25 protein-coding genes and 6 tRNA genes are annotated in these 26,474 nt (G+C 69.3%); 12 read left to right on the top strand and 19 right to left on the bottom strand.

Annotated features, from left to right (window positions below):
• Together Q9R47_RS10855 and Q9R47_RS10850 are read left to right on the top strand one after the other, a co-directional pair.
• On the top strand, positions 1-1,221 hold a 1,221-nt coding region (locus Q9R47_RS10855), incomplete at its 5' end, for a hypothetical protein (protein WP_311233215.1).
• Between the two features lie 36 nt (positions 1,222-1,257).
• A complete protein-coding gene (locus tag Q9R47_RS10850) occupies positions 1,258-2,472 on the top strand; it encodes a DUF72 domain-containing protein (RefSeq protein WP_311233214.1) in 1,215 nt (404 codons plus the stop codon).
• Between the two features lie 22 nt (positions 2,473-2,494).
• Here the strand turns inward: Q9R47_RS10850 and Q9R47_RS10845 are convergent, their stop codons facing one another.
• The 15 genes from Q9R47_RS10845 to folC form a co-directional block, all read right to left on the bottom strand.
• Positions 2,495-4,009, bottom strand: a complete 1,515-nt coding sequence (locus Q9R47_RS10845; protein ID WP_311233213.1) for an MFS transporter — start codon at positions 4,007-4,009, stop codon at positions 2,495-2,497.
• Complete coding sequence (locus tag Q9R47_RS10840; protein WP_311233212.1) at positions 4,006-5,226, bottom strand: multidrug effflux MFS transporter; 1,221 nt, start codon at positions 5,224-5,226, stop codon at positions 4,006-4,008. The genes Q9R47_RS10845 and Q9R47_RS10840 overlap by 4 nt, the downstream gene beginning before the upstream one ends.
• Positions 5,227-5,301: 75 nt before the next feature.
• Positions 5,302-6,495, bottom strand: coding sequence for a heparan-alpha-glucosaminide N-acetyltransferase domain-containing protein (locus Q9R47_RS10835; protein WP_311233211.1), 1,194 nt, complete (start codon positions 6,493-6,495; stop codon positions 5,302-5,304).
• A gap of 103 nt (positions 6,496-6,598) precedes the next feature.
• Positions 6,599-6,675: transfer RNA gene (locus tag Q9R47_RS10830), tRNA-Asp, on the bottom strand.
• Positions 6,676-6,726: 51 nt separating this feature from the next.
• A tRNA-Glu gene (locus tag Q9R47_RS10825) sits at positions 6,727-6,802 on the bottom strand.
• A gap of 33 nt (positions 6,803-6,835) precedes the next feature.
• A tRNA-Ala gene (locus tag Q9R47_RS10820) sits at positions 6,836-6,911 on the bottom strand.
• Positions 6,912-6,983: 72 nt separating this feature from the next.
• Positions 6,984-7,060: transfer RNA gene (locus tag Q9R47_RS10815), tRNA-Asp, on the bottom strand.
• Positions 7,061-7,112: 52 nt separating this feature from the next.
• Positions 7,113-7,188 (bottom strand) — tRNA-Glu (locus Q9R47_RS10810).
• A 32-nt stretch (positions 7,189-7,220) separates the two neighbouring features.
• Positions 7,221-7,296 (bottom strand) — tRNA-Ala (locus tag Q9R47_RS10805).
• A gap of 66 nt (positions 7,297-7,362) precedes the next feature.
• The gene (gene gltX, locus Q9R47_RS10800; protein WP_311233210.1) at positions 7,363-8,811 is read right to left on the bottom strand and encodes a glutamate--tRNA ligase; all 1,449 of its coding nucleotides are present in this window, start codon (positions 8,809-8,811) and stop codon (positions 7,363-7,365) included.
• Positions 8,808-10,043 (bottom strand): O-succinylhomoserine sulfhydrylase, encoded by a 1,236-nt coding sequence (locus Q9R47_RS10795; protein WP_311233209.1) that lies wholly within the window; start codon positions 10,041-10,043, stop codon positions 8,808-8,810. The genes gltX and Q9R47_RS10795 overlap by 4 nt, the downstream gene beginning before the upstream one ends.
• 15 nt (positions 10,044-10,058) lie before the next feature.
• A complete protein-coding gene (gene purF / locus Q9R47_RS10790) occupies positions 10,059-11,567 on the bottom strand; it encodes an amidophosphoribosyltransferase (protein ID WP_311233208.1) in 1,509 nt (502 codons plus the stop codon).
• A gap of 100 nt (positions 11,568-11,667) precedes the next feature.
• Positions 11,668-12,156 carry a CvpA family protein gene (locus Q9R47_RS10785; protein ID WP_311233207.1) on the bottom strand — a complete coding sequence of 163 codons (489 nt, stop codon included), beginning with the start codon at positions 12,154-12,156 and terminating at the stop codon, positions 11,668-11,670.
• 27 nt (positions 12,157-12,183) lie between these two features.
• Positions 12,184-13,101, bottom strand: coding sequence for an SPOR domain-containing protein (locus Q9R47_RS10780; protein ID WP_311233206.1), 918 nt, complete (start codon positions 13,099-13,101; stop codon positions 12,184-12,186).
• A gap of 33 nt (positions 13,102-13,134) precedes the next feature.
• A complete protein-coding gene (folC, locus tag Q9R47_RS10775) occupies positions 13,135-14,460 on the bottom strand; it encodes a bifunctional tetrahydrofolate synthase/dihydrofolate synthase (RefSeq protein WP_311233205.1) in 1,326 nt (441 codons plus the stop codon).
• 47 nt (positions 14,461-14,507) lie between these two features.
• Here folC and Q9R47_RS10770 point away from each other — a divergent pair, with 47 nt between their 5' ends.
• The 4 genes from Q9R47_RS10770 to argG all read left to right on the top strand — a co-directional run bounded on the left by Q9R47_RS10770 (position 14,508) and on the right by argG (position 17,612).
• Positions 14,508-14,894, top strand: coding sequence for an arsenate reductase (locus Q9R47_RS10770; RefSeq protein ID WP_311233204.1), 387 nt, complete (start codon positions 14,508-14,510; stop codon positions 14,892-14,894).
• Between the two features lie 132 nt (positions 14,895-15,026).
• The gene (locus Q9R47_RS10765; protein WP_311233203.1) at positions 15,027-15,680 is read left to right on the top strand and encodes a glycine zipper 2TM domain-containing protein; all 654 of its coding nucleotides are present in this window, start codon (positions 15,027-15,029) and stop codon (positions 15,678-15,680) included.
• A gap of 202 nt (positions 15,681-15,882) precedes the next feature.
• Positions 15,883-16,200, top strand: coding sequence for a pyrimidine/purine nucleoside phosphorylase (locus Q9R47_RS10760; protein WP_311233202.1), 318 nt, complete (start codon positions 15,883-15,885; stop codon positions 16,198-16,200).
• A 68-nt stretch (positions 16,201-16,268) separates the two neighbouring features.
• Positions 16,269-17,612, top strand: a complete 1,344-nt coding sequence (gene argG, locus Q9R47_RS10755) for an argininosuccinate synthase (RefSeq protein WP_311233201.1) — start codon at positions 16,269-16,271, stop codon at positions 17,610-17,612.
• A gap of 108 nt (positions 17,613-17,720) precedes the next feature.
• Here the strand turns inward: argG and murB are convergent, their stop codons facing one another.
• Positions 17,721-18,800 (bottom strand): UDP-N-acetylmuramate dehydrogenase, encoded by a 1,080-nt coding sequence (gene murB / locus Q9R47_RS10750; RefSeq protein ID WP_311233200.1) that lies wholly within the window; start codon positions 18,798-18,800, stop codon positions 17,721-17,723.
• Between the two features lie 65 nt (positions 18,801-18,865).
• Between murB and Q9R47_RS10745 the strand changes: the two genes are divergently transcribed.
• From Q9R47_RS10745 to Q9R47_RS10735, 3 genes are read left to right on the top strand one after another with little or no spacing between them, the layout of a single operon-like run.
• Entirely contained in the window at positions 18,866-19,351 is a 486-nt protein-coding gene (locus Q9R47_RS10745) for a YajQ family cyclic di-GMP-binding protein (RefSeq protein ID WP_311233199.1), read from the top strand.
• Positions 19,352-19,386: 35 nt separating this feature from the next.
• Entirely contained in the window at positions 19,387-20,067 is a 681-nt protein-coding gene (locus tag Q9R47_RS10740; protein WP_311233198.1) for a TIGR02281 family clan AA aspartic protease, read from the top strand.
• A 4-nt stretch (positions 20,068-20,071) separates the two neighbouring features.
• Complete coding sequence (locus Q9R47_RS10735; RefSeq protein ID WP_311233197.1) at positions 20,072-21,118, top strand: HD domain-containing phosphohydrolase; 1,047 nt, start codon at positions 20,072-20,074, stop codon at positions 21,116-21,118.
• Here Q9R47_RS10735 and plsY read toward each other — a convergent pair whose 3' ends face one another.
• The 3 genes from plsY to Q9R47_RS10720 all read right to left on the bottom strand — a co-directional run bounded on the left by plsY (position 21,119) and on the right by Q9R47_RS10720 (position 23,397).
• Positions 21,119-21,754 (bottom strand): glycerol-3-phosphate 1-O-acyltransferase PlsY, encoded by a 636-nt coding sequence (plsY, locus tag Q9R47_RS10730; RefSeq protein ID WP_311233196.1) that lies wholly within the window; start codon positions 21,752-21,754, stop codon positions 21,119-21,121. It abuts the gene before it with no gap.
• A gap of 81 nt (positions 21,755-21,835) precedes the next feature.
• Complete coding sequence (ybaK, locus tag Q9R47_RS10725; RefSeq protein ID WP_311233195.1) at positions 21,836-22,339, bottom strand: Cys-tRNA(Pro) deacylase; 504 nt, start codon at positions 22,337-22,339, stop codon at positions 21,836-21,838.
• Positions 22,336-23,397 carry an aldo/keto reductase gene (locus Q9R47_RS10720; protein ID WP_311233194.1) on the bottom strand — a complete coding sequence of 354 codons (1,062 nt, stop codon included), beginning with the start codon at positions 23,395-23,397 and terminating at the stop codon, positions 22,336-22,338. The genes ybaK and Q9R47_RS10720 overlap by 4 nt, the downstream gene beginning before the upstream one ends.
• Positions 23,398-23,471: 74 nt before the next feature.
• On the opposite strand from Q9R47_RS10720, the gene Q9R47_RS10715 reads away from it, so the two are divergent.
• The 3 genes from Q9R47_RS10715 to prfB all read left to right on the top strand — a co-directional run bounded on the left by Q9R47_RS10715 (position 23,472) and on the right by prfB (position 26,470).
• Positions 23,472-24,221, top strand: coding sequence for a DNA-formamidopyrimidine glycosylase family protein (locus Q9R47_RS10715; protein WP_311233193.1), 750 nt, complete (start codon positions 23,472-23,474; stop codon positions 24,219-24,221).
• Between the two features lie 79 nt (positions 24,222-24,300).
• The gene (locus Q9R47_RS10710; protein ID WP_311233192.1) at positions 24,301-25,230 is read left to right on the top strand and encodes an alpha/beta hydrolase; all 930 of its coding nucleotides are present in this window, start codon (positions 24,301-24,303) and stop codon (positions 25,228-25,230) included.
• A gap of 135 nt (positions 25,231-25,365) precedes the next feature.
• Positions 25,366-26,470, top strand: a protein-coding gene (prfB, locus tag Q9R47_RS10705) for a peptide chain release factor 2 (protein ID WP_311233191.1) whose coding sequence is annotated in 2 segments (ribosomal slippage) — positions 25,366-25,446 and positions 25,448-26,470 — 1,104 coding nt in all. Because the reading frame shifts where the segments join, the coding sequence is not laid out codon by codon here.
• Positions 26,471-26,474 lie beyond the last annotated feature (4 nt).

Below are 26,474 nucleotides of genomic sequence, written 5' to 3'. Positions count from 1 at the left end.
ATCCTGCCTACGTGGAACACGTTGAAAGTGCGCAAGACTTCTGACATGGACGCTGCAGCCGCCAAATCCTACGTGTCGCTGATCACACGACTTGTCTTGACGCTAGCGGTCACAGCATCGTTCGGGGCATGCTCCCGCGCCACCGATGCACCGGAACCTCAGACTATGCCCTCCGCGCAGGCTCCGACGTCCATGGTGATCCCGAACACGGCCCCCCCAGGCATTGCGCCGGAGTCCGCAGAGTCTCCCACGGACAGCGCTCTCGACAGTCAATCGTATTACCGCTACCTCTATGCGGTGTACTGCAACGGAGTAGTCGATCGCATCGATCTTGAACAACGTAAAAAAGTAGCGTCCTTCCACCTTGCTGAGCGGAGCGGCACTCCAGCCGCGGTAGCAGCCGAATCTTCGCCAGGCGCACGTCCAGACAGCTGCCTTGCGCGTCCGGTATCCCAGCAAAACACCAGCGAGGTGGCCACCAGACGCGCATACGTGGTTGCGACGGATCAGTTTTATCGCGTGGGCGACGAATCCAAAAAGCGCTACCAGCTGCTGACATTTTTGTTACCCAAATGGCAACTGGAAAAAGCCGTCGATCTGGGTCTGTTCGACGTGTTGAACAGCACTCCGCCACGCGTCGTCAGCGACAGTCGGGGTGGCTGGGTTGTGCTGCCGCAAGGCCAAAGCAATGGCCCGGTGGAAGCGAACCTCAAAAACTACCTGAGCATGGACAACGTCACGTCGCCGCGGATCACAGAATGGTCGGCGTCCACTGCTCTGGTTGAATTCGCAAATACTCGGGGCCAACAACTTCCGCAAGCGGGATTGGCCGATCTGACCACGCATCGCTTCACACGTCTTGATGCCCCTCCTAACGATCTGAGCGCTGATGTGCGGCTAGCCCCGGGTGGACACTATGCCCTGCGCCGTATCGAACGCATGGAAAAACAAAACACGGGTGGCGGGCAAGTAACAGGAACGGGTGAGTTGCGCCTCTATGGAGCCGATGGCAAGACCGTAGCTACTTTCAATGAAAAGGGCATTGCCGGTCTCTGGCACACCGTAGCCCTCACGCCTCAAGGCTTAGCGGTCTACACTAATGGTTCTGGTGACTATCAATTCGTCCCTCTTGGGCGAAAATTCGAACCGGAGCCGGTTGCCAATGAGTGGACCGACGATCTTGAAGGGACCCGTCCTGGCGTGGTTTACAGCGACCGCTGACCATATGCGCGGGCTTCGATAAGATCGGCAAGGTCCATGCAAGACTCCCTCTTCGACGACCTTCCGCCCCCTCCGTCACCACCCGCGCCCGCAGCGGCCCGGTCATCGGCCATCGAAGAAAACGCCCCCGCCAAGCCCCGCCGCCCAGCCCGCTCCGGCGGCGGCGTCCATCCCATCGAGCCCGATGCAGGTCTGCTGGCCCTGGCCGCCGCCCTGCCCCCGCACTTGCGGTTCGGCGGCTCGTCCTGGAGCTACCCTGGCTGGAAGGGCCTGGTCTGGCAAGGCGAGCACTCCGAATCCACGCTCGCGCGCCAGGGCCTGGCCGCCTATGCGCGGCATCCGCTGCTGCGCACCGTGAGCATCGACCGCGGTTTCTACAAGCCGCTCACCGTGAGCCAGTACGCGGACTACGCCTCGCAGGTGCCCGACGATTTCCGCTTCATCGTGAAGGCGCCGAGCCTCGTGACCGATGCGCTGGTGCGTGCCGAGGATGGACGCGGGCGCGCGCCGAACCCGGCCTTTCTCGATCCAGCGCTGGCGCTGCAGGAATTCGTGGCGCCCGCGCTGGAAGGCCTGGGCGCCAAGATCGGGGCGCTGGTGTTCCAGCTCAGCCCCCTGCCGATGCCGCAGTTGCACCGCCTCGAAGGCACCATCGACCGACTGGGCGCCCTGCTGCGCGCGATGCCGCCGCTCGCGCCCACCGCGCCGGACGGCGTGCTGGCCGTGGAGGTGCGCGATCCCGAGTGGCTGTCGCCGGAATACGAGCCGCTGTTCGCCGAAGCCCTGCTCTCGGCCCGCGCGACCTACTGCCTGGGGCTGCACGCCAAGATGCCGCCGCTCGAAGAGCAATTGCGGCTGCTGCGCCGGCTCTGGCCGGGCCCGCTGGTGTGCCGCTGGAACCTCAACCCCGTGCACGGCGCCTACGGCTACGAAGAGGCCGAGGCGCTCTACAGCCCATTCGACCGCATCGTCCATCCCGCACCCGAGGTGCATGCGCTGCTGGCACGCACGCTGGCGGGCATCACCGCCAAGGGCCAGAACGCGTTCGTCGCGATCAGCAACCATGCGGAAGGCTGCGCGCCGATCACCATCCGCACCCTGGCGGGCGAAGTGGCCGCATTGCAGGGCCACCGTCCGCCGGCCGATACCGGCTCGGAAAGCGACGCGGACGGGAACGACGCGCAAGCAGCGGCGGAAGAAGCGGCGCAAGCACGGACCGGCAACGGATCCGGCGACGGCCCCGCGGCCTGACGGCGCGGTGCCCGACGCAGCCTCAGTGCCCTGATCCCCGCAAGCCGGCAGCCTTCGCGGGCCCCAGGCGCAGCACACTGCACACGCCCGCCACCACCGCAGCGCCCGCGGCGAGCCAGAACGCCACCGTCTCCGCATGGCCGCCATGCGTGCCCTGCATGGCGAAGATCACCGCGAGCAGCACGGCGCCCAGCGTCTGGCCCGTGAGCCGTGCCGTGCTCAGCATGCCGCCCGCGGCGCCCGAGCGCTGCAGCGGCGCGGACGTGACGATGGTGTGGTTGTTGGGCGACTGGAACAGCGCGAAGCCCACGCCGCACAGTGCCATGCGCCACACCACGCCGAAGGCGCCCGCGTCCTGCGGCATGGCGGCCAGCGCCGCCAGCCCCAGCGCCAGCACGGCCATGCCGATGCCGCCCAGCAGCCCGTCCGGCACACGCCCGATCAGCCGCCCCGCGAGCGGAGCGACGGCCACGATCGCCAGCGGCCAGGGCGTGATCAGCAGACCGGCCTCCGCATGCGAGCGGCCGTGCGCCTCCAGCAGCAGGAACGGCAGCGCGAGGAAGGCGAGCATCTGCGCGCAGAAGGCCGCGATCGATGCCCCCATCGACAGCGAGAACACCGGAATGCGCAGCAGATCCACCGGGAAGAGCGGTGTCTCGCCACGGCAGTCGGCAAGCACCTGCCTGCGGACGAACACCACCCCCACCGCCAGGCCCGCCAGCAGCGTCAATGCAGGGCCGAGCGGCAGGCCGCCCGCTCCACCGTGCACGCCCAGCTGGTCGCCGCCGATGAACACCAGCGCGAACATCAGCACGTTGAGCGCCACGTCGATCACCGAGAACCGCGCGCCGGCTTTCGCTGGGTGCGCGGGCGGCGCGGGCGGCGCGGGATTGAACGGCAGCGCGCGCCGGCCGAGCCAGAGCGTCGCCAGCCCGAGCGGCAGGTTGATCGCGAACAGCATCGGCCAGGAGGACACCGAGAGGATCGCGGCCGCCACCGAGGGCCCGGCCACCGACGAGGCCGCGACGACCAGCGAATTCAGCGCCAGGCCCTGCCCCAGCCGCGCGCGCGGATAGATCATGCGCACCAGCGCCGCGTTCACGCTCATGATGCCCGCCGCGCCCAGACCCTGCACGGCCCGCGCCGCGATCAGCATCTCCAGCGACGACGCCAGCATCGCGCCGAGCGACGACACGGCGAACAGGGACATGCCCAGCAGGTACACGCGCCGGTAGCCGATGCGCTCCCCCAGAGCGGCCAGGGGCAGCAGCATGCCGAGCGTGGCGATCTGGTAGGCGTTCACCACCCAGATGGCCTGCGGCGCGCTGGACTGCAGATCGCGCGCGATGGTGGGCAGCGCGAGGTTCATGATGCTGCCGTCGAGCACCGCGACGGCGATGCCGAGGATGATCACCAGCATCGCCCGCCCGCGCTCCGGCGGCTCCAGCCCGTCCCGCGGTGCGGCGCCCTGGCCAGCGGCGGCCGGCTGCGCGCCGGATGTCCCGCCAGGGTGCTTGTCCGGTGCCGCGCCGCTCATGCGCGTGCTCCCCGGCGGCGCTGGCCGGGCGCCGCGCGGGCGCGGCCCAGCGTGGTCCAGCACAGCGCCGTGCCGAGAAAGGCCCCCGTCGCCATGCCCGCCACCATCGGCAGCGGCCGGCCGTCGGCGAACAGCCCCACCAGCGCCATCGCCACGGCGCCCGTGAGCATCTGCAGCGTGCCCATCAGCGCGGACGCCGTGCCCGCGATCTCGCCGTGCTCCTCCAGCGCCAGCACCGAGGTGGTCGGAATCACCAGGCCCATGAGCGCGCTCGCGATGAAGTACAGGCCGATCAGCACCGCGAGCCGGTCACCGCCCAGCAGGTAGTAGCCGAGCATCGCGGCCATCACCGCCGACGATGCCGTGGCCGCCACCTTCACGATCGGCTCCAGCCCGAAGCGGGCGGCCAGCATGCCGTTGAACTGCGCCATCGCGAAGAACGCCGCGGCGTTGAATGAGAACGCCAGGCTGTACTGCGTGGGCGTGAGCCCGTAGTGGTTGATGAGCACGAAGGGCGAGCCCGCCAGGTACACGAAGAAACCCGCCATCGCGCAGCCGCCGATGAACACCAGGCCCAGGTAGTGCGAATCGCGCAGCAGCAGGCCGTAGCCACGCAGCGCACTGCCCAGGTTGCTGTGCGTCCGGTCCGTGGCAGGCCGCGTCTCGGCAAGTGCGAAGCGCACCAGCAGCAGCCCGGCCAGCGCAGCGATCGCCACGGCCCAGAACACGCCACGCCAGCCCGCGAGGGCGATCACGCCGCTGCCCGCGAGCGGCGCCAGCAGGGGCGACACGCTGAACACCAGCATCAGCAGCGACATCAGCCGCGCGGCCTCGTGGCCGGTGTGCAGATCGCGCACCACGGCACGCGGCACCACCATGCCCGCGGCCGCGCCCAGCCCCTGCAGGAAGCGCAGCACGAGCAGGGCCTCGATGCTGGTCGCCAGCGCGCAGCCCACGCTCGCCACGGTGAACAGCACCAGCCCGAAATAAAGCGGCGGCTTGCGCCCCGCCATGTCCGACAGCGGTCCGTAGAGCAATTGCCCCACGCCGAGCGAGAGGAAGAAGGCCGTCAGGCTCCACTGCACCGCGCCCACCGGCGCGCCCAGGCCGTGCCCGATCTCGGGCAGCGCAGGCAGGTACATGTCGATCGCGAAGGGGCCGATGGCGGAAAGCAGGCCCAGGACCAGGGCCATGCGCAGGAAAGGCGAAGAAGGCATCCGGCATTGTCGCCAGGATCGAAGCCCCGCGCAGGCCGTGCCGATGCACGCCCGGCCGACGCACCACGCGCTGCGCTACAGGAACCGCAGCCAGGCCAGGTCTTTGCGCCGCGCCTTGAATGCCCCGAACGCGCGCACAGGCCCATAGAGCAGCGCCGCCAGCACGGCCGTGCCGAGCCACACCTGCCACACCGCGTCGAACCCGAAGTAGCGGCCCTGGTTGAGGCCCCAGAACGCCGCGCTGCCGATGTAGAGCACCCGCAGCACGTACAGGTGCAGCACGTAGAAGAACATCGGCGCGGCACCGAAGACCAGCAGCACCCGCAGCCAGCCCGCCCGCGCCGGCACGCGCTCGAAAGCCGCGAGCAGCGCGAGGCCGATGCCCAGCGTCAGCGCCACGAAGAGCAGCGAGGGCGGGTACTTCGTCACGTTGAGGAAGCCCATCACGGTCTCCAGCGGCGTGGCGCCCGCGGCCCAGGGCCGATCGCCATAAACGTTCAGCCAGCGCAGCAGCACGAACAGCACCAGCGCCCCCGCCGACCAGGCCATCAGCCGGCGGCGCCGCTGCCCCACGTCCGCCCCGGAGGTGAACCAGGGGCCCGCGGCATACCCCAGCGCGATCACGCCGATCCACGGCAGCAGCGGATAGGACGTGCGCATCCGCAGGCCCTCGCCCACGGCGAGCCATCCCCGGTCGTGCAGGATGGCCCACGGCACATGCAGCACGTGCCCCGCGGGGAAGTGCACGCCGTCGAGCAGGTTGTGGCCCGCCACCAGCAGCAGGCCCACCACCACGAGCACGCCGCGCGGCAGCCACAGCAGCAGGGCCAGCGCCAGCATGCTGAGGCCGATCACCCAGATCACCTGCAGGTACACGACCTGCGGCGGCCACTGGAAGGTCCACGCGAAATTCACCACCGTGAGCTCCAGCACCACCAGGAAAAGCCCGCGCTGCACGAGGAACACGGTGGCGGCCCGGCGGCCGTCCGGCTGGCGACTGCCGTAGAGGAAGGCGGACAACCCCGCAAGGAAGATGAATACCGGCGCGCACAAATGCGCGAGCACGCGGTTGAAGAACAGGGCCGTCGGCGTGTCCGCCAGCACCAGCGGATCCATGACCGGGTGGTGCATGAAGAACGTCTCGCGCACGTGGTCCAGCAGCATGAAGAGGATCACCAGCCCGCGCAGTGCGTCGATGGAGACGAGGCGGGGCGTGGCGGATGCCACGGGCGCTGCGGACGGCGCGGAGAACAGCGGAGGAGCGGGCACGGGCGACACTGGGCAGGACGGGTCAGGAACAAGAAAAAAGCCGCAACGATGGCTCGCTGCGGCTTCTATTCATTCAGGCGCGGCACAGGCCGACCCGGTTGACTGGCGGAGTGGACGGGACTCGAACCCGCGACCCCCGGCGTGACAGGCCGGTATTCTAACCAACTGAACTACCACTCCTGGCAGACAGCGTTTCGCCCGCAACTGCATGCGGGCCAAGTGCCGTGAACTTGGCGACCCTACGGGGATTCGAACCCCGGTACTCACCGTGAAAGGGTGATGTCCTAGGCCTCTAGACGATAGGGTCAAAACCTGGGAACTTCCGTTCTCAAAAATGGTTTGGTGGAGGTAAACGGGATCGAACCGATGACCTCTTGCATGCCATGCAAGCGCTCTCCCAGCTGAGCTATACCCCCGAATCCTGGCAACGCCATGCGGCATTGTCAAAATGTCGGCCTTTGCGCGAACCACCTGCAAAGGCATGAATCTGGCGGAGTGGACGGGACTCGAACCCGCGACCCCCGGCGTGACAGGCCGGTATTCTAACCAACTGAACTACCACTCCTGGCAGGCGGCTGTTGTGCTTGCACATACGTGCAAGCCAAGTGCCACAAACTTGGCGACCCTACGGGGATTCGAACCCCGGTACTCACCGTGAAAGGGTGATGTCCTAGGCCTCTAGACGATAGGGTCAAAACCTGGGAACTTCCGTTCTCTGACTTCAGTGGTGGAGGTAAACGGGATCGAACCGATGACCTCTTGCATGCCATGCAAGCGCTCTCCCAGCTGAGCTATACCCCCACTTTCGATGCCGCCGATAATTACTTATCGTTGTCATCATCAGAGCCTCGAATTATAGACAGGTTTTCAGGCCTCTCGCAATCTCGCTGCAATTTTTTCGCGTCCGAGCAGTTCGAGCACCGCATCGACCGACGGCGTGTGCGCCGTGCCCACGGTGAGCACGCGCACCGGCATGGCCAGCTGCGGCATCTTGAGCCCCTGGGCGGCGAGCACTTCCTTGAACGCGGCGGCGATGCTGGCCTTGTCCCAGGCGCACTGCGCGAGCGCATCCGAGAGTGCGGCGATGGCGGGCTTCACCGCATCGACCACGTGCTTGGCGCGTTCTTCTTCATTGGGCGTCACGTCGCCGTAGAACACCTGCGCCCAGTCGGCCAGCGCCACCAGCGTGTCGCAGCGGTCCTTGAAGAGCGCGCAGATGCGCGGCAGCCGGCCATCCTGCAGATCCGCCTGCGCGATGCCGCGGGCCACGAGGAGCGGCGCCACCCGTTCGGCGAGCTGCTCGTCGGGCATGGCCTTCAGGTGCTGGGCGTTCACCCAGCGCAGCTTGGCCTCGTCGAACTGCGCGGCGCTGCGGCCCAGGTGATCGAGGTTGAACCACGCGAGGAACTGCTCGCGCGAGAAGATCTCGTCGTCGCCATGGCTCCAGCCCAGGCGCGCGAGGTAGTTCACCATGGCTTCGGGCAGGTAGCCTTCGTCGCGGTACTGCGTGACGGGCTTGGCGCCGTTGCGCTTGCTCATCTTCTCGCCCTGCTCGTTCAGCACGGTGGGCAGGTGGGCGTACACGGGCGGCTCCTTGCCGAGCGCGCGGAAGATGTTGATCTGGCGGGGCGTGTTGTTCACATGGTCGTCGCCGCGGATCACGTGGGTGATGGCCATGTCGATGTCGTCCACCACCACGCAGAAGTTGTACGTGGGCGTGCCGTCCGGGCGCGCGATGACGAGGTCGTCCAGCTCGTCGTTCTGGATCTCGATGCGGCCCTTGACCTTGTCCTCCCACGCCACCGCGCCGCCCACGGGGTTGCGGAAGCGCAGCACCGGCTGCACGCCTTCCGGCACCGGCGGCAGCGTTTTGCCTTCTTCCGGGCGCCAGGTGCCGTCGTAGCGCGGCTTTTCCTTGGCCTGCATCTGGCGCTCGCGCAGCGCGTCGAGTTCCGCCACGCTCATGTAGCACGGGTAGACCAGGCCCTGCGCCTGCATCTGCGCCAGCACTTCCTTGTAGCGGTCCATGCGCTGCATCTGGTAGAACGGGCCCTCGTCCGGGTCCATGCCGAGCCACTGCATGCCTTCCAGGATGACGTCGACGGCGGCCTGGCTCGAACGCTCGAGGTCGGTGTCTTCGATGCGCAGGATGAAGTCTCCGCCCGTGGCGCGCGCGAACGCCCAGGGGTAGAGCGCCGAGCGGATGTTGCCCAGGTGGATGAAGCCCGTGGGCGACGGCGCGAAACGGGTGCGCACGCGCTGCTGCGCGCTATCCGAAGAAGGGGAAGAAGAAGCAGGGGAAAGGCTTTGGCTCATTGCAGGGTGTCCAGGCCGCGCGCGAGGTCGGCCTTCAGGTCGTCGATGTGTTCCAGGCCCACGGCCACGCGGATCAGCCCCTGGCCGATGCCGGCCGCCTGGCGCTGCGCCTCGGTGAGGCGCCCGTGCGAGGTGCTCGCGGGATGGGTGATGGTGGTCTTCACGTCGCCCAGGTTGGCGGTGATGCTGCACACGCGCGTGCTGTCGATCACGTGGAAGGCGGCGCGGCGCGCGGCCTCGGCACCCTCCTGCGACTTCACGTCGAAGGACAGCACCGCGCCGCCCATGCCCGATTGCTGGCGCATCGCCAGCGCATGCTGCGGATGCGAGGCGAGGCCGGGATAGTGGACGCGCGCCACGCGGGGGTGCGCCTCCAGCCACTGTGCGAGGCGCAGGGCATTGTCGGCCTGGGCACGAACGCGGATGGACAGCGTCTCCAGGCCCTTGAGCACCACCCAGGCGTTGAACGGCGAGAGGTTCATGCCGGCGCTGCGGATCATGGGCCCCAGCTTGTCGTCGATGAGCGAGCGCGGGCCGCACACGGCACCGGCCATGACGCGGCCCTGGCCGTCGAGGAACTTGGTGCCGGAATGGATGACGAGGTCGGCGCCCCACTTCGCGGGCTGCTGCAGCGCGGGCGATGCGAAGCAGTTGTCCACGGCCAGCAGCACGCCGGCCTCGCGCGCGATCGCCGACAGCGCGGCGATGTCGCACAGGTCGGTCAGCGGGTTGGTGGGCGTCTCGGCGAACATCAGGCGGGTCTCGGGCCGCAGGGCCGCCTTCCAGGCGGCGGCATCCGTCTGCGGCACGAAGGTGGTCTCGACACCGAAGCGCGAGAGTTCGCCGCCGATCAGCTTGATGGTGGAGCCGAACATCGACTGCGAGCACACCACGTGGTCGCCGGCCTTCAGCAGCGCGAGGCACATCAGCAGGATCGCCGACATGCCGGTCGCCGTGCCGATCGCCGTCTCGGTGCCTTCCATGGCGGCGAGCCGGCGCTCGAAGGCCGTCACCGTGGGATTGCCGGTGCGGGTGTAGGTGTAGCCGTCCTCCTCGCCCGCGAAGCGCCGCGCGGCGGTCTCCGCGTCGGGCTGCACGAAGCTGCTGCTCAGGTAGAGCGCTTCGGAGTGCTCGCCGTACTGGCTGCGGGGAATGGACTCCCGCACGGCCAGCGTGTCGGGATGCAGGCCTTCGGGGAGTCCCCCGGCGCCGTTCGATCGGTCTTGGGCCATGGCGTCGCGTCTCCTTCAGGCGTCCTGGGCGTTCGGCAGGGCCAGGCGGGAGGTATCTTCCTCCTGCTGTTCCTCCTTGCCGATGCGGCCTTCGTTCAGGCGGGCGATGTCCTGGGCGGTGATGTCGCCCGTCACGTACACGCCGTCGAAGCACGAGGCATCGAAGCCTTCGATGGCGCCGTTGAGCGAGCCCACGGCCTTCTTCATGGCGTTCACGTCCTGGTAGATCAGCGCGTCGCAGCCGATCGCCTGGCGGATCTCCTCCACCGTGCGGCCATGGGCGACCAGCTCGTTGCTGGTCGGCATGTCGATGCCGTACACGTTGGGAAAGCGCACCGGCGGCGCGGCGCTGGCGAGGTACACCTTGCGCGCGCCGGCGTCACGCGCCATCTGCACGATCTCGCGCGAGGTCGTGCCGCGCACGATGGAGTCGTCCACCAGCAGCACGTTGCGGCCCTTGAACTCGCTGGCGATCACGTTGAGCTTCTGGCGCACCGACTTCTTGCGCACGCCCTGCCCCGGCATGATGAAGGTGCGGCCCACGTAGCGGTTCTTGACGAAGCCCTCGCGGTACGGAATGCCCAGCAGGTGCGCGAGCTGCGTGGCGCTCGGGCGGCTGGACTCGGGGATCGGGATGATCACGTCGATCTCGTTGGGCGGCACCGTGGACACCACGCGCTTGGCCAGGGCCTCGCCGAGGTTCAGGCGCGCCTGGTAGACGGAGATGCCGTCCAGCACGGAGTCGGGCCGCGCCAGATACACGAATTCGAAGATGCAGGGGTTGAGCTGCGGCGCCTGCGCGCACTGGCGGGCATGCACGGTGCCGTCGGGCGTGATGAACACGGCCTCGCCGGGCTGCACGTCGCGCTCGAACACGTGGTTGGTGCCCTCCAGCGCCACCGATTCGCTGCCCACCATCACGGTGCCGTCGGCGCTGCGGCCGAGGCACATCGGGCGGATGCCGTGCGGATCGCGGAACGCCAGCAGGCCGTGGCCCGCGATCAGCGCGATGACGGCGTACGAGCCCTTCACGCGCCGGTGCACCGCGGCCACCGCGTTGAACACGTCCTCGACCTGCAGCGGCACGCCGCGCGTGGCGCGCTCGAGCTCGTGCGCGAACACGTTCAGCAGCACCTCGGAGTCGCTCTCGGTGTTGGTGTGGCGGTGGTCGGTGGAGAACAGCTCGGCCCGCAGCGACTGCGCGTTGGTGAGGTTGCCGTTGTGCACCAGCACGATGCCGAACGGCGCGTTCACGTAGAAGGGCTGCGCCTCTTCCTCGCTGTAGGCGTTGCCGGCCGTGGGATAGCGCACCTGGCCCAGGCCCACCGTGCCCGGCAGCGCGCGCATGTTGCGGGTGCGGAAGACGTCGCGCACCATGCCCTTGGCCTTGTGCATGAAGAACTTGCGCTCCTGCTGCGTGACGATGCCCGCGGCGTCCTGCCCCCGGTGCTGCAGCAGCAGCAAGGCGTCATAGATCAGCTGGTTGACGGGAGCCGTGCTGACCACACCGACGATTCCACACATAGTTAACGTTCCATCCAGATGCGGGCCCCGCCCGCGATACCACACACATTCGCCGCGGCGCCCTTCCCGGGATGGCCGCCGCGCACGACAACGAAATCCTTCACCCGGGCAGGTGCCGCCCGAGCGCTTCCGGCAATGCCGGCTTGAGTACCGCCAGCATCTCGGTCCATATGGGGACCGTGGCCGACTCTTTCCACCATGCGGCCTCGTGCACCGGCGTCCACAGGGCCACCAGCGTGGCGGCCAGCAGCAGCACCAGTCCGCGCAGCAGGCCGAACGCGGCCCCCAGGGTCCGGTCCGCCGGCCGCAGGCCCACCGCCTCGATCAGCTTCTTGGCCAGCCACGCGACGAACCCGCAGGCGAACACCGTGGCGATGAAGACGAGCAGGAACCCCGCCGCATGCCGGACCGAACCGGCCGACTCGGACAGGGGCAGCAGCGCCGCCGCGTCCGCCGCCCACCACTGCGCCACGAAGAATGCGGCCACCCAGCCGGCGAGCGACAGCACCTCGTAGACCAGGCCGCGCCAGGCGCCCAGCAGCAGGGACGCCAGCAGCGCCGCCACGAAGATCCAGTCCAGTGCCGACATGCCGCCCGCCGCTTGCTGCCGCCGGGGCTACAGCGGGATCACCGAGGCCGACAGCCCCAGGCCCTTGACGCGCGCGGCCGCCTTGTCGGCCTCGGCCTTGGTGGCGAACGGCCCGACGCGGACCCGCGTGCGCTTGCCGTCCTTGGTGTCCACCACCTGGGTATACGTCTTGAGCCCCGCCCGCTCGAGCGACTGGCGCACCTCGCTCGCCTTGGCGGCATCGGCGAACGCGCCCACCTGCACGATGACGCGGGCACTGCCCTCGTCCGCCTTCGGCGCGGCGGCAGGGGCCGCTGCGGCGGACGTGTCGCGCCCTTCGAGCAGCGCCCGGGCGCGGGCCGCGTCGTCGCGGGACGGCGCGGCCGGAGCCGGAGCCGGGGTGGCCACGCGCGTTTCGGGGGCGGGCTTGCTCTCGGGCCTGGACTCGTGGACGGGCCTGGCCGGCTTGGTTTCCGGCTTGGACGCTGCCGCGTGGGCCTCGGCGTGGCGGGTTTCCTGCCGGGGCGCGGGGGCCGCGGGAGCGGCGGAACTGCGCGATGGCTGGATCACCTCTTCCCCGTCGGAGAGGCCTGCGGTGGCCGAGGGGGCCGAAGGCGCCGCCGCCGGCCTGGAAGCCGGAACCGGAGCCGCCGTGGCGGCAGCCTGTGCGGCCGGCGTCTGGCTCGCCGGACCCGCATCGGGCACGACCAGCGGCGCGACCTTGTTGCGGTCGGGGATGTCGATCGGGATGTCCACCGGAACGGGCCGCGGCTGGGTGTCGAACAGCATGGGGAAGCCCACGATGCCGGCCAGCACGAGCACGGCGGCGCCGATCAGGCGATGGCGGGCACGCCGCCGCATCGCCTCGACGCTCTCGGCCTGGGCCCCGGCGCCGCCACGCGAACGCCTGGCCGGCTTTTCGGGCTGCTCCTTGCTGCCGGGCCAACGAAACTTGAAAAATGCCATGGATGCAGTGCGGGGACGTGCGCTGTGGAATGCTCAGGCGCCCAGGTGCTTGGCCTGCAGGCGGGGCGTTCCGTGGTGCAGCACACCGCCTACCGTGTAGAAGGAGCCAAAGACGACGATTCTATCAGTCGGCTCCGCCGCGGCGACGGCCGCCTCGAGCGCCTGCCACGGGTTCTCGTGCAGGCTGGTGCGCACCTCGCGCCGGCCCCCGGCCACGATCTGCAGCGCGTTCCACTTCTGCTGGAGCGCGGCGGCCGTTTCGGCGCGGGGGGTGGGCAGATCGGTGAAGTACCAGCGGTCCACCAGCGGGCCGATGCGCGCCAGCATGGGGCCGAGGTCCTTGTCGGCCATGGCTCCGAACACCGCGTGCGTCGTCGGGAAGAAGCCCATGGCGTCGAGGTTGGCGGTGAGCGCGGCCACCGAGTGCGGGTTGTGCGCCACGTCCAGCACCAGCGTGGGCTGGCCGGGCACGATCTGGAAGCGTCCCGGCAGCTCGACCATCGCCAGGCCCGTGCGCACGGCCTGCGCGGTGATCGGCAGGCGGTCGCGCAGCGCCTCGAGCGCCGCCAGCGCGCCGGAGGCATTCACCAGCTGGTTCGCGCCGCGCAGCGCCGGATACGCCAGGCCCGCATAGCGCCGCCCGCGGCCCGCCCAGCCCCACTGCTGCTTGTCGCCCGAGAAGTTGAAGTCCTCGCCGAAGCGCCACAGGTCGGCGCCGATCGCCCGCGCATGGTCCAGCACGCTCTGCGGTGCCGCAGGATCGCTCACCACGGCGGGCCGGCCGGGCCGCATGATGCCCGCCTTCTCGCGGCCGATGGTCTCGCGGTCGGGACCCAGGAATTCCGTGTGGTCGATGTCGATGCTGGTGATCACCGCGCAATCGGTATCGACGACGTTGGTGGCGTCGAGCCGCCCGCCCAGGCCGACTTCCAGGATCGCGACGTCCAGCCCCGCCCGGCTCATGAGGCGCAGGATGGCCAGGGTGGTGAACTCGAAGTAGGAGAGCGACACCTCCTGCCCGTCCTGCGTCCGCGCCGCCTCCACCGCGGCGAAGTGCGGAACCAGCTCCGTCCCCTCGACGCTCTCGCCGCGCACGCGGCAGCGCTCCTCGAAGCGCACGAGGTGCGGCGAGGTATAGACCCCGGTACGGTAGCCCGACTGCAGGGCCACGGCCTCCAGCATGGCGCAGGTCGAGCCCTTGCCGTTCGTGCCGGCCACCGTGATCACGGGGCAGTCGAAGCGCAGCCCGAGGCGGCGCGCCACCTCGCCGACGCGCTCCAGCCCCATGTCGATGGTCTTGGGGTGGATGCGTTCGCAGTGGGCCAGCCAGCCGTCCAGGGTGTCGAAAGTGGTGTGCATAGAACGTGCGATTGTCGCCGAGGCGGGCATGCCGCATCATCGCGCGCATGAGTACCCCCACCCCCATCGTCTACGGCATCCCGAACTGCGACACCGTCAAGAAGGCGCGCGCATGGCTCGCGGCGCACGGCATCGACCACCGCTTCCACGATTTCAAGAAACAGGGCGTTCCGGCCGAACGGCTGGCGGCCTGGATGGCATCGCTGGGCTGGGAGCCGCTGGTCAACCGCCAGGGCACGACGTGGCGCAGGCTCGACCCGGCCGCCCAGGCCGGCGTGCACGATGCCGCCACCGCGGCCGCGCTGCTGCAGGAGCACCCGAGCGCCATCAAGCGGCCCGTGGTCGAGTGGACGGGCGAGGCCTCCGCCGAGGTGACCGTGGGCTTCCAGGAAGCGCGATGGAACGAACGCCGGTCCGGCAGCTCCAAGGGATGACAGGCCGGCCGCCCGGGCCGGAGGGCGGCGAACTTTACGGAGTTTTACGCGGCCTCCCCACCCGATTCACGGCCCGGCCATAAACTTTTTTGCAGGCCGGAGCGTTGTATGCCGACCGAAAGGAGCCTCTCCATGAAAAAGACCCTCGTCTGGACCGCCCTCGCCGCCCTGGCGGCCACCGCGGCGACGGGCGCCAGCGCCCAGGAACAGGGCCGCGTGCTCTCCGCCACGCCGGTCACCCAGCAGGTCGCGATCCCGCAGCAGGTGTGCGGCAACGAAACCATCTATTCCGAATCCCGCCCCACGGGCGCCGGCGCCGTGCTGGGCGCGGTGGCCGGCGGTGCCGCGGGCAATGCGATCGGACACGGCGGCGGCAGGGTCGCCGCGACGGCGATCGGCCTGATCGGCGGCGCGCTGCTGGGCAACAACATCGAGGGCACCCGCCCCGAATACCAGAACGTCACCCGGTGCAGCAACCAGACGCACTACGAGAACCGCGTCGTGGGCTACGACGTGCTGTACGAATACGCAGGCCGGCAGTACACCACGCGCACGCAGCACGACCCGGGCGCCTGGATACCGCTGAGCGTGCAGCCACTGGCGAGCGCGCCGCAGCGCGCGCCGGTCTACAGCACCACCACGACCACCTACGTGCAGCCCGGCGTGGTCGTTTCCACCCAGCCCGGCCCTCCCGCCTACATCTCGCCCCCCGCCGCCACGGTGATCGAGTACCGCGACGCCTACGGCCGCCCGTACGGCCCGCCGCCCGACCCGTATTGGCGCTGAGCCGGCGGCGCGCACGGCACGCCGTGCCGTGCAGGGAGCCGTGCCGCGACGAGGAGCCTCCGGGCTCCTTTTTCATGCCCGGGCGGAGAACCGGGAGCCCTTGCTGGCGCCCGCGCTGTAGGACGCGGCCGGACACGCTCTAGAATCTTCGGCTTCCGCCCTCTTCCTTCCCCCTTTTTCTCTTTCAGAAAACAGCGCATCCATGACGACCGAAAAGATCGACGGCGTGTCCGTCACCACCCGAGCCAACGTGTACTTCGACGGCAAGTGCGTGAGCCACGGCATCACCTTCCCCGACGGCACGAAGAAGTCGGTCGGCGTGATCCTGCCCGCCACCCTCACCTTCAACACGGGCGCGCCGGAGATCATGGAATGCGTGGGCGGCGCCTGCGAATACAAGCTGGACGGCACCGACGCGTGGGTGAAATCCGGCGAGGGCGAGAAGTTCAGCGTGCCCGGCAACTCGAAGTTCGAGATCCGCGTGGCCGAGGCCTACCACTACATCTGCCACTTCGGCTGATCCGCGGCCGAGCCCCCCCGGCCCCTTCCGCTGCCGCAACGACGCACCCGACAAGACCCGAGATTTCCATGGCGACCATCCTCCAGAACCTCCCCGCCGGCCAGAAGGTCGGCATCGCCTTCTCCGGCGGCCTCGACACCAGCGCGGCCCTGCGCTGGATGAAGAACAAGGGCGCCCTGCCCTACGCCTACACCGCCAACCTCGGCCAGCCCGACGAGCCCGACTACGACGCCATTCCGCGCAAGGCGATGGAGTACGGCGCCGAGAAGGCCCGCCTGGTCGACTGCCGCACGCAGCTGGCCCATGAAGGGATCGCCGCCCTGCAGGCCGGCGCCTTCCACGTGCGCACCGCCGGCGCCACCTACTTCAACACCACGCCGCTGGGCCGCGCCGTCACCGGCACGATGCTGGTGGCCGCCATGAAGGAAGACGACGTCCACATCTGGGGCGACGGTTCCACCTTCAAGGGCAACGACATCGAGCGCTTCTACCGCTACGGCCTGCTCACCAACCCGTCGCTCAAGATCTACAAGCCCTGGCTCGACCAGCTGTTCATCGACGAGCTGGGCGGCCGCGCGGAGATGTCGGCCTTCATGACGAAGGAAGGCTTCGGCTACAAGATGAGCGCCGAGAAGGCCTACTCCACCGACAGCAACATGCTGGGCGCCACGCACGAGGCCAAGGATCTCGAGTTCCTGAACAGCGGCATGCGCATCGTGAACCCGATCATGGGCGTCGCGTTCTGGAAGGACGACGTGGTCGTCCGGGCCGAGGAAGTCTCGGTGCGCTTCGAGGAGGGCCAGCCCGTGGCCCTGAACGGCATCGAGTTCAACGACCCGGTGGAGCTGTTCCTGGAAGCCAACCGCATCGGCGGCCGCCATGGCCTGGGCATGTGCGACCAGATCGAGAACCGCATCATCGAGGCCAAGAGCCGCGGCATCTACGAAGCCCCGGGCCTCGCGCTGCTGCACATCGCCTACGAACGCCTGGTGAGCGGCATCCACAACGAGGACACGATCGAACAGTACCGCATGAACGGCCTGAAGCTCGGCCGCCTGCTCTACCAGGGCCGCTGGTTCGACCCGCAGGCCATCATGCTGCGCGAGACCGCCCAGCGCTGGGTGGCCCGCGCCGTCACCGGCACCGTGACGCTCGAGCTGCGCCGCGGCAACGACTACTCCATCCTGAACACCGAATCGCCCAACCTGACGTATGCGCCCGAGCGCCTGTCGATGGAAAAGGTGGAGGACGCGCCGTTCAGCCCCGCCGACCGCATCGGCCAGCTGACCATGCGCAACCTGGACATCGTCGATACGCGCGCCAAGCTCGGCGTGTATGCGCAGGCCGGCCTGCTGTCGCTGGGCGGCAATGCCGCGCTGGCGCAGCTGGGCGACGACAGCGACAGGAAGTAATGCAGCGGCCCTGCCGTCCGCGGCAGGCATGGCGCCTACTGGAGAAACCGCCCCGCCGCAAGGCCGGGCGGTTTTTTCATGTCCGGCAACGCGGGCCCCGCGGCCGCGTCAGACCACCACCGGCTCGGGTTCGAGCCGGATGCCGAAGCGCTCGTAGACGCTCGTCTGGATGGCCTTGGCGAGCGTCATCACCTCGCCGCCCGTGACGCTGTCGCCGCCGCGGCCGCGGTTCACCAGCACCAGGGCCTGCTTCTCGTACACGCCGGCCTTGCCGACGGTCTTGCCCTTCCAGCCGCAGGCATCGATGAGCCAGCCGGCCGCGAGCTTGATGGTGCCGTCGGGCATCGGGTAGTGCACGATCTTCGGATCGCGCGCGATGATGTCCGAGCACTGCTCGGGCGTGACGGTGGGGTTCTTGAAGAAACTGCCCGCATTGCCGAGCACGGCGGGATCGGGCAGCTTGGCCCGGCGCACCTCGCACACCCAGTCGAAGATCTGCCGCGCGGTGGGATGCTCCACGCCGGCCTCCTGGCGCTTGCGCTCCAGGTCGAGGTAGCCGAGCTCGGGCGCCCAGGGCTTGGGCAGGCGAAAGCGCACGTGGGTGATGGCGGCACGCCCCGCCAGGCCCATGCCGCGCGGCAGGCCGGCGGCATCATCGGGGCCCGCGCCGGCCGGCGCATGCTTGAACACCGAGTCGCGGTAGCCGAACGCGCACTGCGAGGCATCGAGCGTGAAGGAGCGCCCCGTGGCGAGGTCGATCGCATCCAGCGAATCGAAGCGGTCCTGCAGCTCGACGCCATAGGCGCCGATGTTCTGCACGGGCGCGGCGCCCACGGTGCCGGGGATGAGGGCCAGGTTCTCCAGGCCCGGGAAGCCGTGCTCGACCGTCCAGGCGACGGCATCGTGCCAGCGTTCGCCGGCGCCGGCCTCCACGATCCAGGCACGCGGGGTCTCTTCGACGAGGCGGATTCCGGGGATCTCCATCTTGAGCACGGTGGGCTTCACGTCGCCCGTGAGCACGACGTTGCTGCCGCCGCCCAGCACGAACACCGGGCTGCCGCCGAGCCGCGTATCGGCCACCAGCGCGCGCACGTCATCGGCCGAGCGCGCGCGCACGAGCGTGTGCGCCCGGGCGACGATGCCGAAGGTGTTGCAGGCCTGCAGGGGGACGTTTTTCTCGACTAACATCCACCGGATTGTCGCATCCGGGCTTCCGGAGCGCTGCCCCCAACCGAGATACCGAGAGCGAAGCCATGCCTTCTTTTGATACCGTCTGTGAAGCCAATCTTGTGGAAGTGAAGAATGCCGTGGAGAACACGGCCAAGGAAATCGGCACCCGCTTCGATTTCAAGGGCACCTCCGCCGCCATCGAGATCAAGGACAAGGAAATCACGATGTTCGGCGACGCCGAATTCCAGCTCCAGCAGGTGGAGGACATCCTGCGCAACAAGCTCACCAAGCGCAACGTGGACGTGCGCTTCCTCGACAAGGGCGACGTGCAGAAGATCGGCGGCGACAAGGTCAAGCAGGTCATCAAGGTGCGCAACGGCATCGAGAGCGAGCTGGCCAAGAAGATCCAGAAGCTGATCAAGGAAAGCAAGATGAAGGTGCAGGCCGCGATCCAGGAAGAGAAGGTGCGCGTGACCGGCGCCAAGCGCGACGACCTGCAGGCCGCGATGGCGCTGATCCGCAAGGACATCACCGACGTGCCGCTGTCGTTCGACAACTTCCGCGACTGACCGCCCGCGGCTCTGGTTCTGGCCCTCGCTCTCCCATGTCCGCGCAGCCCCCGCACCCTCCCCTCTGGCGGCGCACGGCACGCTGCTGCGGGCTGGCGGCGGCCCTGCTGATCGCTCCAGCCGTGGCCGGTGCCCAGGCGGTGGCGGTCACGGGCATCCTGGGCACGAAGGCGCTGCTGGTGATCGACGGCGGCGCACCGCGCGCGTTAAGCGCCGGCGAGTCGCACGCGGGCGTGAAGGTGGTGTCCGTCGGCCGCGACGACGCGGTGGTGGAGACGGCCGCCGGCCGCCGCACGGTCGCGCTGGGCGACGCTCCGGTGAGCGTCGGCAGCCGCGGCGCGGGCACCGGCCGGCGCGTCGTGCTGATCGCCGACGGGCGCGGGCACTTCGTGAACTCCGGCACCATCAACGGGCGCACCATGCAGTACCTGGTGGATACCGGCGCGAGCGTGGTCGCCATCGGCCAGCCCGATGCCGACCGCATGGGCCTCGACTACCGCGGCGGCCAGCCCGTGATGCTCGGCACGGCCAACGGCACGGCGCGCGGCTGGCGCATCCGGCTCGACACGCTCCGCCTGGGCGACGTGGAGGTGTTCGGCGTGGATGCCGTCGTCACGCCGCAGGCCATGCCGTACGTTCTGCTGGGCAACAGCGTGCTGAACGAGTTCCAGATGACGCGCACGGGCGACCGGCTGGTGCTGGAAAAGCGGCACTGACGCCATGGCTCCGACCGGCCCGGCCACGCGCGCCTCCGCGCTTTCCGCGGAAACGCCCGACAGCGAGTACGAGGACCTGCTCGGCCTCTGGTCCGACCTGGAATCCGCGCTGTCGGTGCTGCTGGCACGCCCCGGCAGCGCGCTCGATTTCGCCGCCAAGATGCGGCAGTGCGACGCCTGGCTGCAGGATCTGGTCGCGCACGACACCGATGCCGCGCTCTACCTGATGTTCCAGCTCGCGGCCACTTCCAGCGTGGGCTACAGCGCCTCGCACGCGCTGGTCTGCGGCACCCTCTGCCACATCCTCGCGCACGATCTGCAGCTGCCGGCGCCCGAGCGCGACAGCCTGGTGCGGGCGGCGATGACGATGAACATCGGCATGACGGCCCTGCAGGACGAGCTGGCCAACCAGCGCGGGCGGCCCACGGCCGAGCAGCAGAGATCGATCGACGAGCACCCGCGCCGCAGCCGCGCCCTGCTGGAGCAGCAGGGCATCCGCGACCCTCTGTGGCTCGACGTGGTGGGCCACCACCACGCCCCGCCCCCGGAAGGCGACACGCGCCCGCTGGCGACGCTGCCGGCCGCGCGGCGGCTCACCCGCATCCTCGGCACGATCGACCGCTACGCCGCGATGATCAGTCCGCGCCAGTCGCGCGCGGGCCGCAGCGCCACCGATTCGGTGCGCGCCATCGTGGGCCACGAGGACGAACGCCGCGACGAGGTGACCTATGCCCTCGTGCGCTCGGTGGGCCTGTGCCCGCCCGGCACCTTCGTGCGGCTGGACAACGGCGAGACGGCGCTGGTGCTGCGCCGCAGCGAGAAAATCAACTCGCCGCTGGTGGCCAGCGTGCTCGACCGCCACGGCGGGCACCGCCGGCAGCCCGCGCTGCACCAGACGGCCACCGGCAAGCCGCGCATCCAGTCGGCGCTGGCGCGCTCGGCGGTGCAGGTCGAGCTGGACCACCGCATGCTCGTGCGGCTGGGGCTCTACGCGGCCCGGCAGTACCGCGGCATGGCGGGCCTGGCGGGCGCGGCCGGCACGCCCCGCTGATCACGGCTTCTTCTGCTTGCTGCCCAGGCGCGATTCCGTCCCTTTGATCAGCCGGCGGATGTTCTCGCGGTGGCGCCAGACCAGCAGCGCCGACATCACCGTGATCGCGAGGCCCACGGACGGCTCGGCATACCAGGCCACGCCGCCGCCCAGCACGTAGTAGAGCGGCGCGAACGCGGCAGCCACGAGCGATGCCAGCGAAGAATAGCGGAAGAAGAACGCGATGAGGATCCAGGTGAGCAGCGTGGCGAGCCCCAGCCAGCCGCTCACGCCCAGCAGCACGCCCAGCGCCGTGGCCACGCCCTTGCCGCCCTCGAAGCGGAAGAACACCGGCCACAGATGGCCCAGGAAGGCCGCGAGGCCGACCAGCGCCACCGTGCCCTCGCCGAGGCCATAGGGCGCGCCGAAGGCGCGCACCAGCACCACCGGCAGCCAGCCCTTGAGCGCATCGAACAGCAGAGTGACCACGGCCGCGGCCTTGCTGCCGGAGCGCAGCACGTTCGTCGCGCCCGGGTTCTTGCTGCCGTAGGTGCGCGGATCGTTCAGGCCCATGGCGCGGCTCACGATCACGGCGAAGGACAGCGAACCCAGCAGGTAGGCGGCCACGGTGGCCAGGAGGGAGTACACGGTGCTCAAGATCTTCGGTCCTTGTGGGTCAAACGGCGACGGGGGCGGTGCGGCCGGGGCGGGTGCCTGCGGCCGCCGCGCGCGGGCCGGCTATTCTGCCAGCGCGCACTGCACCGGCTTCGCGCCGAGCCACTGCACGCAGGCCTGCGGATCGAGCTGCACCAGGAAGCCGCGGCGCCCGCCGTTGATCGCGATGCGCGGCAGCGCGAGGATGCTCTCCTCGATGTACACCGGCATCTCGCGCCGCGTGCCGAACGGCGAGGTGCCGCCCACGAGGTAGCCGCTGTGGCGGTTCGCCACTTCGGGCCTGCAGGGCTCCACCGACTTCGCGCCGATCTGGCGCGCGAGGTTCTTGGTGGACACCTTGCGGTCGCCGTGCATGAGCACGATCAGCGGCCGGGCGTCCTGGTCCTGCATCACCAGCGTCTTGACCACGGTGTGCTCGTCCAGCCCGAGCTGGCGCGCCGACTCGGCCGTGCCGCCGTGCTCCACGTATTCGTACGGGTGCTCGGTGAACGCCACGCCGTGGCGCCGAAGGAACTGCGTGGCCGGCGTCTCGCTGACGTGGGCGGCGGCGCGGTCCTTGCGGCTCACAGCGCCGGGTCCCGGATGTCCCAGCGGATCGCGTCGATGGCCGCCAGCAGCTCGGGCGAGAGCGTGGTGTTCCACGCGGCGATGTCTTCCTCCAGCTGCGCCAGCGAGGTCACGCCGATGATCGTGCTGGCCACGCGCCAGTTGCGGTAGCAGAACGCCAGCGCCATCTGCGTGGGCGTGAGGCCGTTGTCGCGGGCGAGCTGGTTGTAGCGGCGCGACGCCTCCAGCGCCTCGGGGCGGCCCCAGCGCTGCTTGCGCACCGATTCGTAGCGCGCGATGCGCGCATCCTGCGGCGCTCCCGGGTCGGTGGGCGCATGCTGGTCGTACTTACCGGTCAGCAGGCCGAAAGCCAGCGGCGAATAGGCCAGCAGCGACACGCCCAGGCGATGGCAGCTCTCGTCCATCGCGTTCTCCCAGGTGCGGTTGACGAGGCAGTACGGGTTCTGCACCGTCGCCACGCGCGGCAGGCCGTGCGCTTCGGCGAGCCGCACGAATTCGTGCACGCCGTACGGCGTCTCGTTGGACAGGCCCACGTACCGCACCTTGCCGGCCTGCACCAGCTTCGCCAGCGCCTCGAGCTGCTCGCGGATCGGCGTCGCGGAGGTCTCCTTGGCCGGGTCGTAGGTCATGTTGCCGAAGGCCGGCACATGGCGCTCGGGCCAGTGGATCTGGTAGAGATCGATCACGTCGATCTGCAGCCGCCGCAGGCTGCCTTCGCAGGAAGCCTGGATGTCGGCCGCCGTCATCCCCTTGCCCTCACGCACCCAGGGCATGCCGCGCGAGGGGCCCGCCACCTTGGTGGCGAGCACGACCTTGTGGCGGGCGCCCGGGTTCTTCGCGAACCAGCGGCCGATGATGGTTTCGGTCGCGCCATAGGTTTCGGCGCGCGCGGGCACGGCGTACATCTCGGCCGTGTCGATGAAGTCGATGCCGGCATCCAGCGACCGGTCGAGGATGGCGTGGGCATCGGCTTCGGCTACCTGCTCGCCGAACGTCATCGTGCCGAGGCAGATGGGCGAGACCTGGAGCGCGCTCGCGCCCAACGTGACTTTTTGCATGGAATAAGGCCTACAAGCTGCGAAAGTGGCTGGGGAGAATAATGGATTTTCACGAACGCCGCAGACTCCATCCGATGCCCGAAGGTCCCTCCCTCGTCCTGCTCAAGGAAGCCGCCCGCCCGCTGGCCGAGGGCCGCAGGATCACACGGGCGTCCGGCAACACCACCGCCATCGACACCGCCGCCCTGCGCGGGTGCCGCATCGTCTCCGTGCGCACCTGGGGCAAGCACTTCCTGCTCGAGCTGGACAGCGGCTGCACGGTACGCGTGCACTTCCTGCTCTTCGGCTCCTGGCGCATCGATGACCCGAAGGACACGCCCGCCCGGCTCAGCCTGGGCCTCGAAGGCGGGCACGCGATCGACTTCTATGCCTGCTCGGTGCAGCCGGTCGATGGCCCGCTGGACGATGCCTACGACTGGCGCGCGGACGTCATGTCCGACGCCTGGGACGCCGCGCTCGCGCGCCGGCGGCTGCGCGCCCACCCGGACGTGCTCGCCTGCGACGCGCTGCTCGACCAGGACGTGTTCGCGGGCGTGGGCAACATCATCAAGAACGAAGTGCTCTTCCGCATCCGGGTGCATCCGCTCTCGCCCGTGGGTGCCCTGCCCGCCGCGCGGCTGCGCGAACTCGTGGCGCAGGCCCGGGAATACGCATTCGAGTTCCTGGAGTGGAAGCGCCAGGGCGTGCTGAAGCGCCATTGGCTCGCCCACCGGCAGTCCGAGTGCCCGCGCTGCCACATCCCTTTCGAAAAGCACAAGCTGGGACACACGGCGCGCGTGGCCTACTACTGCGAGCGCTGCCAGAAGCGTTACGGCGAGAAATAGGCCGCGGCCCTTGCCTCTCTCGTCCCCCTTGTCCCACCCTTGACTGCCGCCGCGGACCGCCGCGGAAAATAATCTCCGGATGTACCAGCCCCTCCGAGCCTCGCGCAGCGAACGCCTGCCCATCCGCACCCTCGACTACCACGTCCGCCTCTGGGAGCCAGCCGGCGGCGCCGCGGCCGGGGCCCCGCCCCTCGTGATGGTGCACGGCTGGATGGACGTGGGCGCCTCCTACCAGTTCGTGGTGGACGCCTTCGGCGAGGATTTCGCGCGGGCCCGGCGCATCATCGCGCCCGACTGGCGGGGCTTCGGCCACAGCATGCCGCCCTCGCGCTGCGACCACTACGCCTTCGCCGACTACCTGGCCGACCTCGACCGGCTGCTGGACCACTACGCGCCCCATGGCCCGGTCGACCTCGTCGGCCACAGCATGGGCGGCAACATCGCGATGTCGTATGCCGGCGTGCGGCCCGCCCGCATCCGCCGGCTGGTCAACCTCGAAGGCTTCGGCCTGCCGGCGACCGAGCCCGCCCAGGCGCCCGCGCGCTACGCCCAATGGCTGGACGAACTCCGCACGCTCGATGCCGGCGGCATGGACCTGAAGGCCTACGAGAACGCGGAGGCCGTCGCCGGGCGGCTCATGAAGACCAATCCGCGGCTGGGCCGCGACCAGGCCGAATGGCTGGCCCGCGAGTGGGCGCAGCCGGATGGCCAGGGCCGCTGGCGCATCCTGGGCGATGCCGCGCACAAGGTGGTGAACCCGCAGCTCTACCGCGTCGAGGAGGCGCTGGCGCTGTATGCGGGCATCACCGCCCCGGTGCTCGCGGTGGAGGCGAGCGACGACAGCATGGGCCAGTGGTGGAAGGGCCGCTATTCGCTGGATGAATATCACCAGCGCCTGCAGCGCGTGCCCGACTGCCGCATCGGGCGCGTGCAGGATGCCGGCCACATGCTGCACCACGACCAGCCGCAGGCGGTGGCGCGGCTCATCGAGGACTTCCTGCAGGGCTGAGGCGGGGCGGAAATCCCTGCCTGCCGCCGGATTCCGGTGCCCCGTTCCGTCGCCCGGAGGGGCATTGCGGAGGCCGCCCCTGCGCCCATGACAAAATCGCCGGTTACTTCACACGAACCGCACACAGGACACACCATGGACGCAGAACGCATCAACCTCATCGGCACCACCCTCGAAGACCTCTCGCAGCGCACGCAAGAGTTACGGAGGTATCTTTGACTTCGATGCCAAATTCGAACGCCTGCGCACGGTAAACGCCTCCCTCGAAGACCCGTCCGTCTGGAACGATCCCAAGAAGGCCCAGGAACTCGGCAAGGAGCAGAAGTCGCTCTCCGCGGTGGTCGTCACGCTCGACAAGCTCACGCGCGAGCTGGCGGACAACACCGAGCTGTATGAGATGAGCAAGGAGGAAGGCGACGAGCCCGGCCTCCTGACCATCGAGGCCGAAGCGGCCAAGCTGCGCCCGCTCATCGAGGAGCTGGAGTTCCGCCGCATGTTCGGCAACGAGGCCGATCCGCTGAACTGCTTCGTCGACATCCAGGCCGGCGCCGGCGGCACCGAGGCCTGCGACTGGGCCGGCATGCTGCTGCGCCAGTACCTGAAGTACGCCGAGCGCAAGGGCTTCAAGGCCAGCGTGGAAGAAGAGACCCCGGGCGACGTCGCCGGCATCAAGAGCGCCACGATCAAGATCGAGGGCGAGTACGCCTACGGCCTGCTGCGCACCGAGACCGGCGTGCACCGCCTGGTGCGCAAGAGCCCGTTCGACTCCTCCGGCGGCCGCCACACGAGCTTCGCATCGCTCTTCGTCTATCCGGAGATCGACGACTCGATCGAGATCAACATCAACCCGGCCGACGTGCGCACGGATACCTACCGCGCATCGGGCGCGGGCGGCCAGCACATCAACAAGACCGATTCGGCCGTGCGCCTCACGCACATCCCGACCGGCATCGTCGTGCAGTGCCAGGACGGCCGCAGCCAGCACAGCAACCGCGACGTCGCCTGGCAGCGCCTGCGCTCGCGCCTCTACGACTTCGAAATGCGCAAGCGCATGGAGGAGCAGCAGAAGCTGGAAGACACGAAGACCGACGTGGGCTGGGGCCACCAGATCCGCAGCTACGTGCTCGACAACAGCCGCATCAAGGACCTGCGCACCAACGTCGAAGTCTCCGCCACCCAGAAGGTGCTGGACGGCGACCTCGACGTGTTCATCGAAGCCTCCCTCAAGCAGGGCGTCTGACCAC

It is taken from the genome of Acidovorax sp. PRC11, from assembly GCF_031844105.1.
Taxonomy (GTDB): domain Bacteria; phylum Pseudomonadota; class Gammaproteobacteria; order Burkholderiales; family Burkholderiaceae_C; genus Paracidovorax.
Note: the sequence above shows the minus strand (reverse complement) of the source record. Positions and strands in the feature narration are given on the sequence as shown.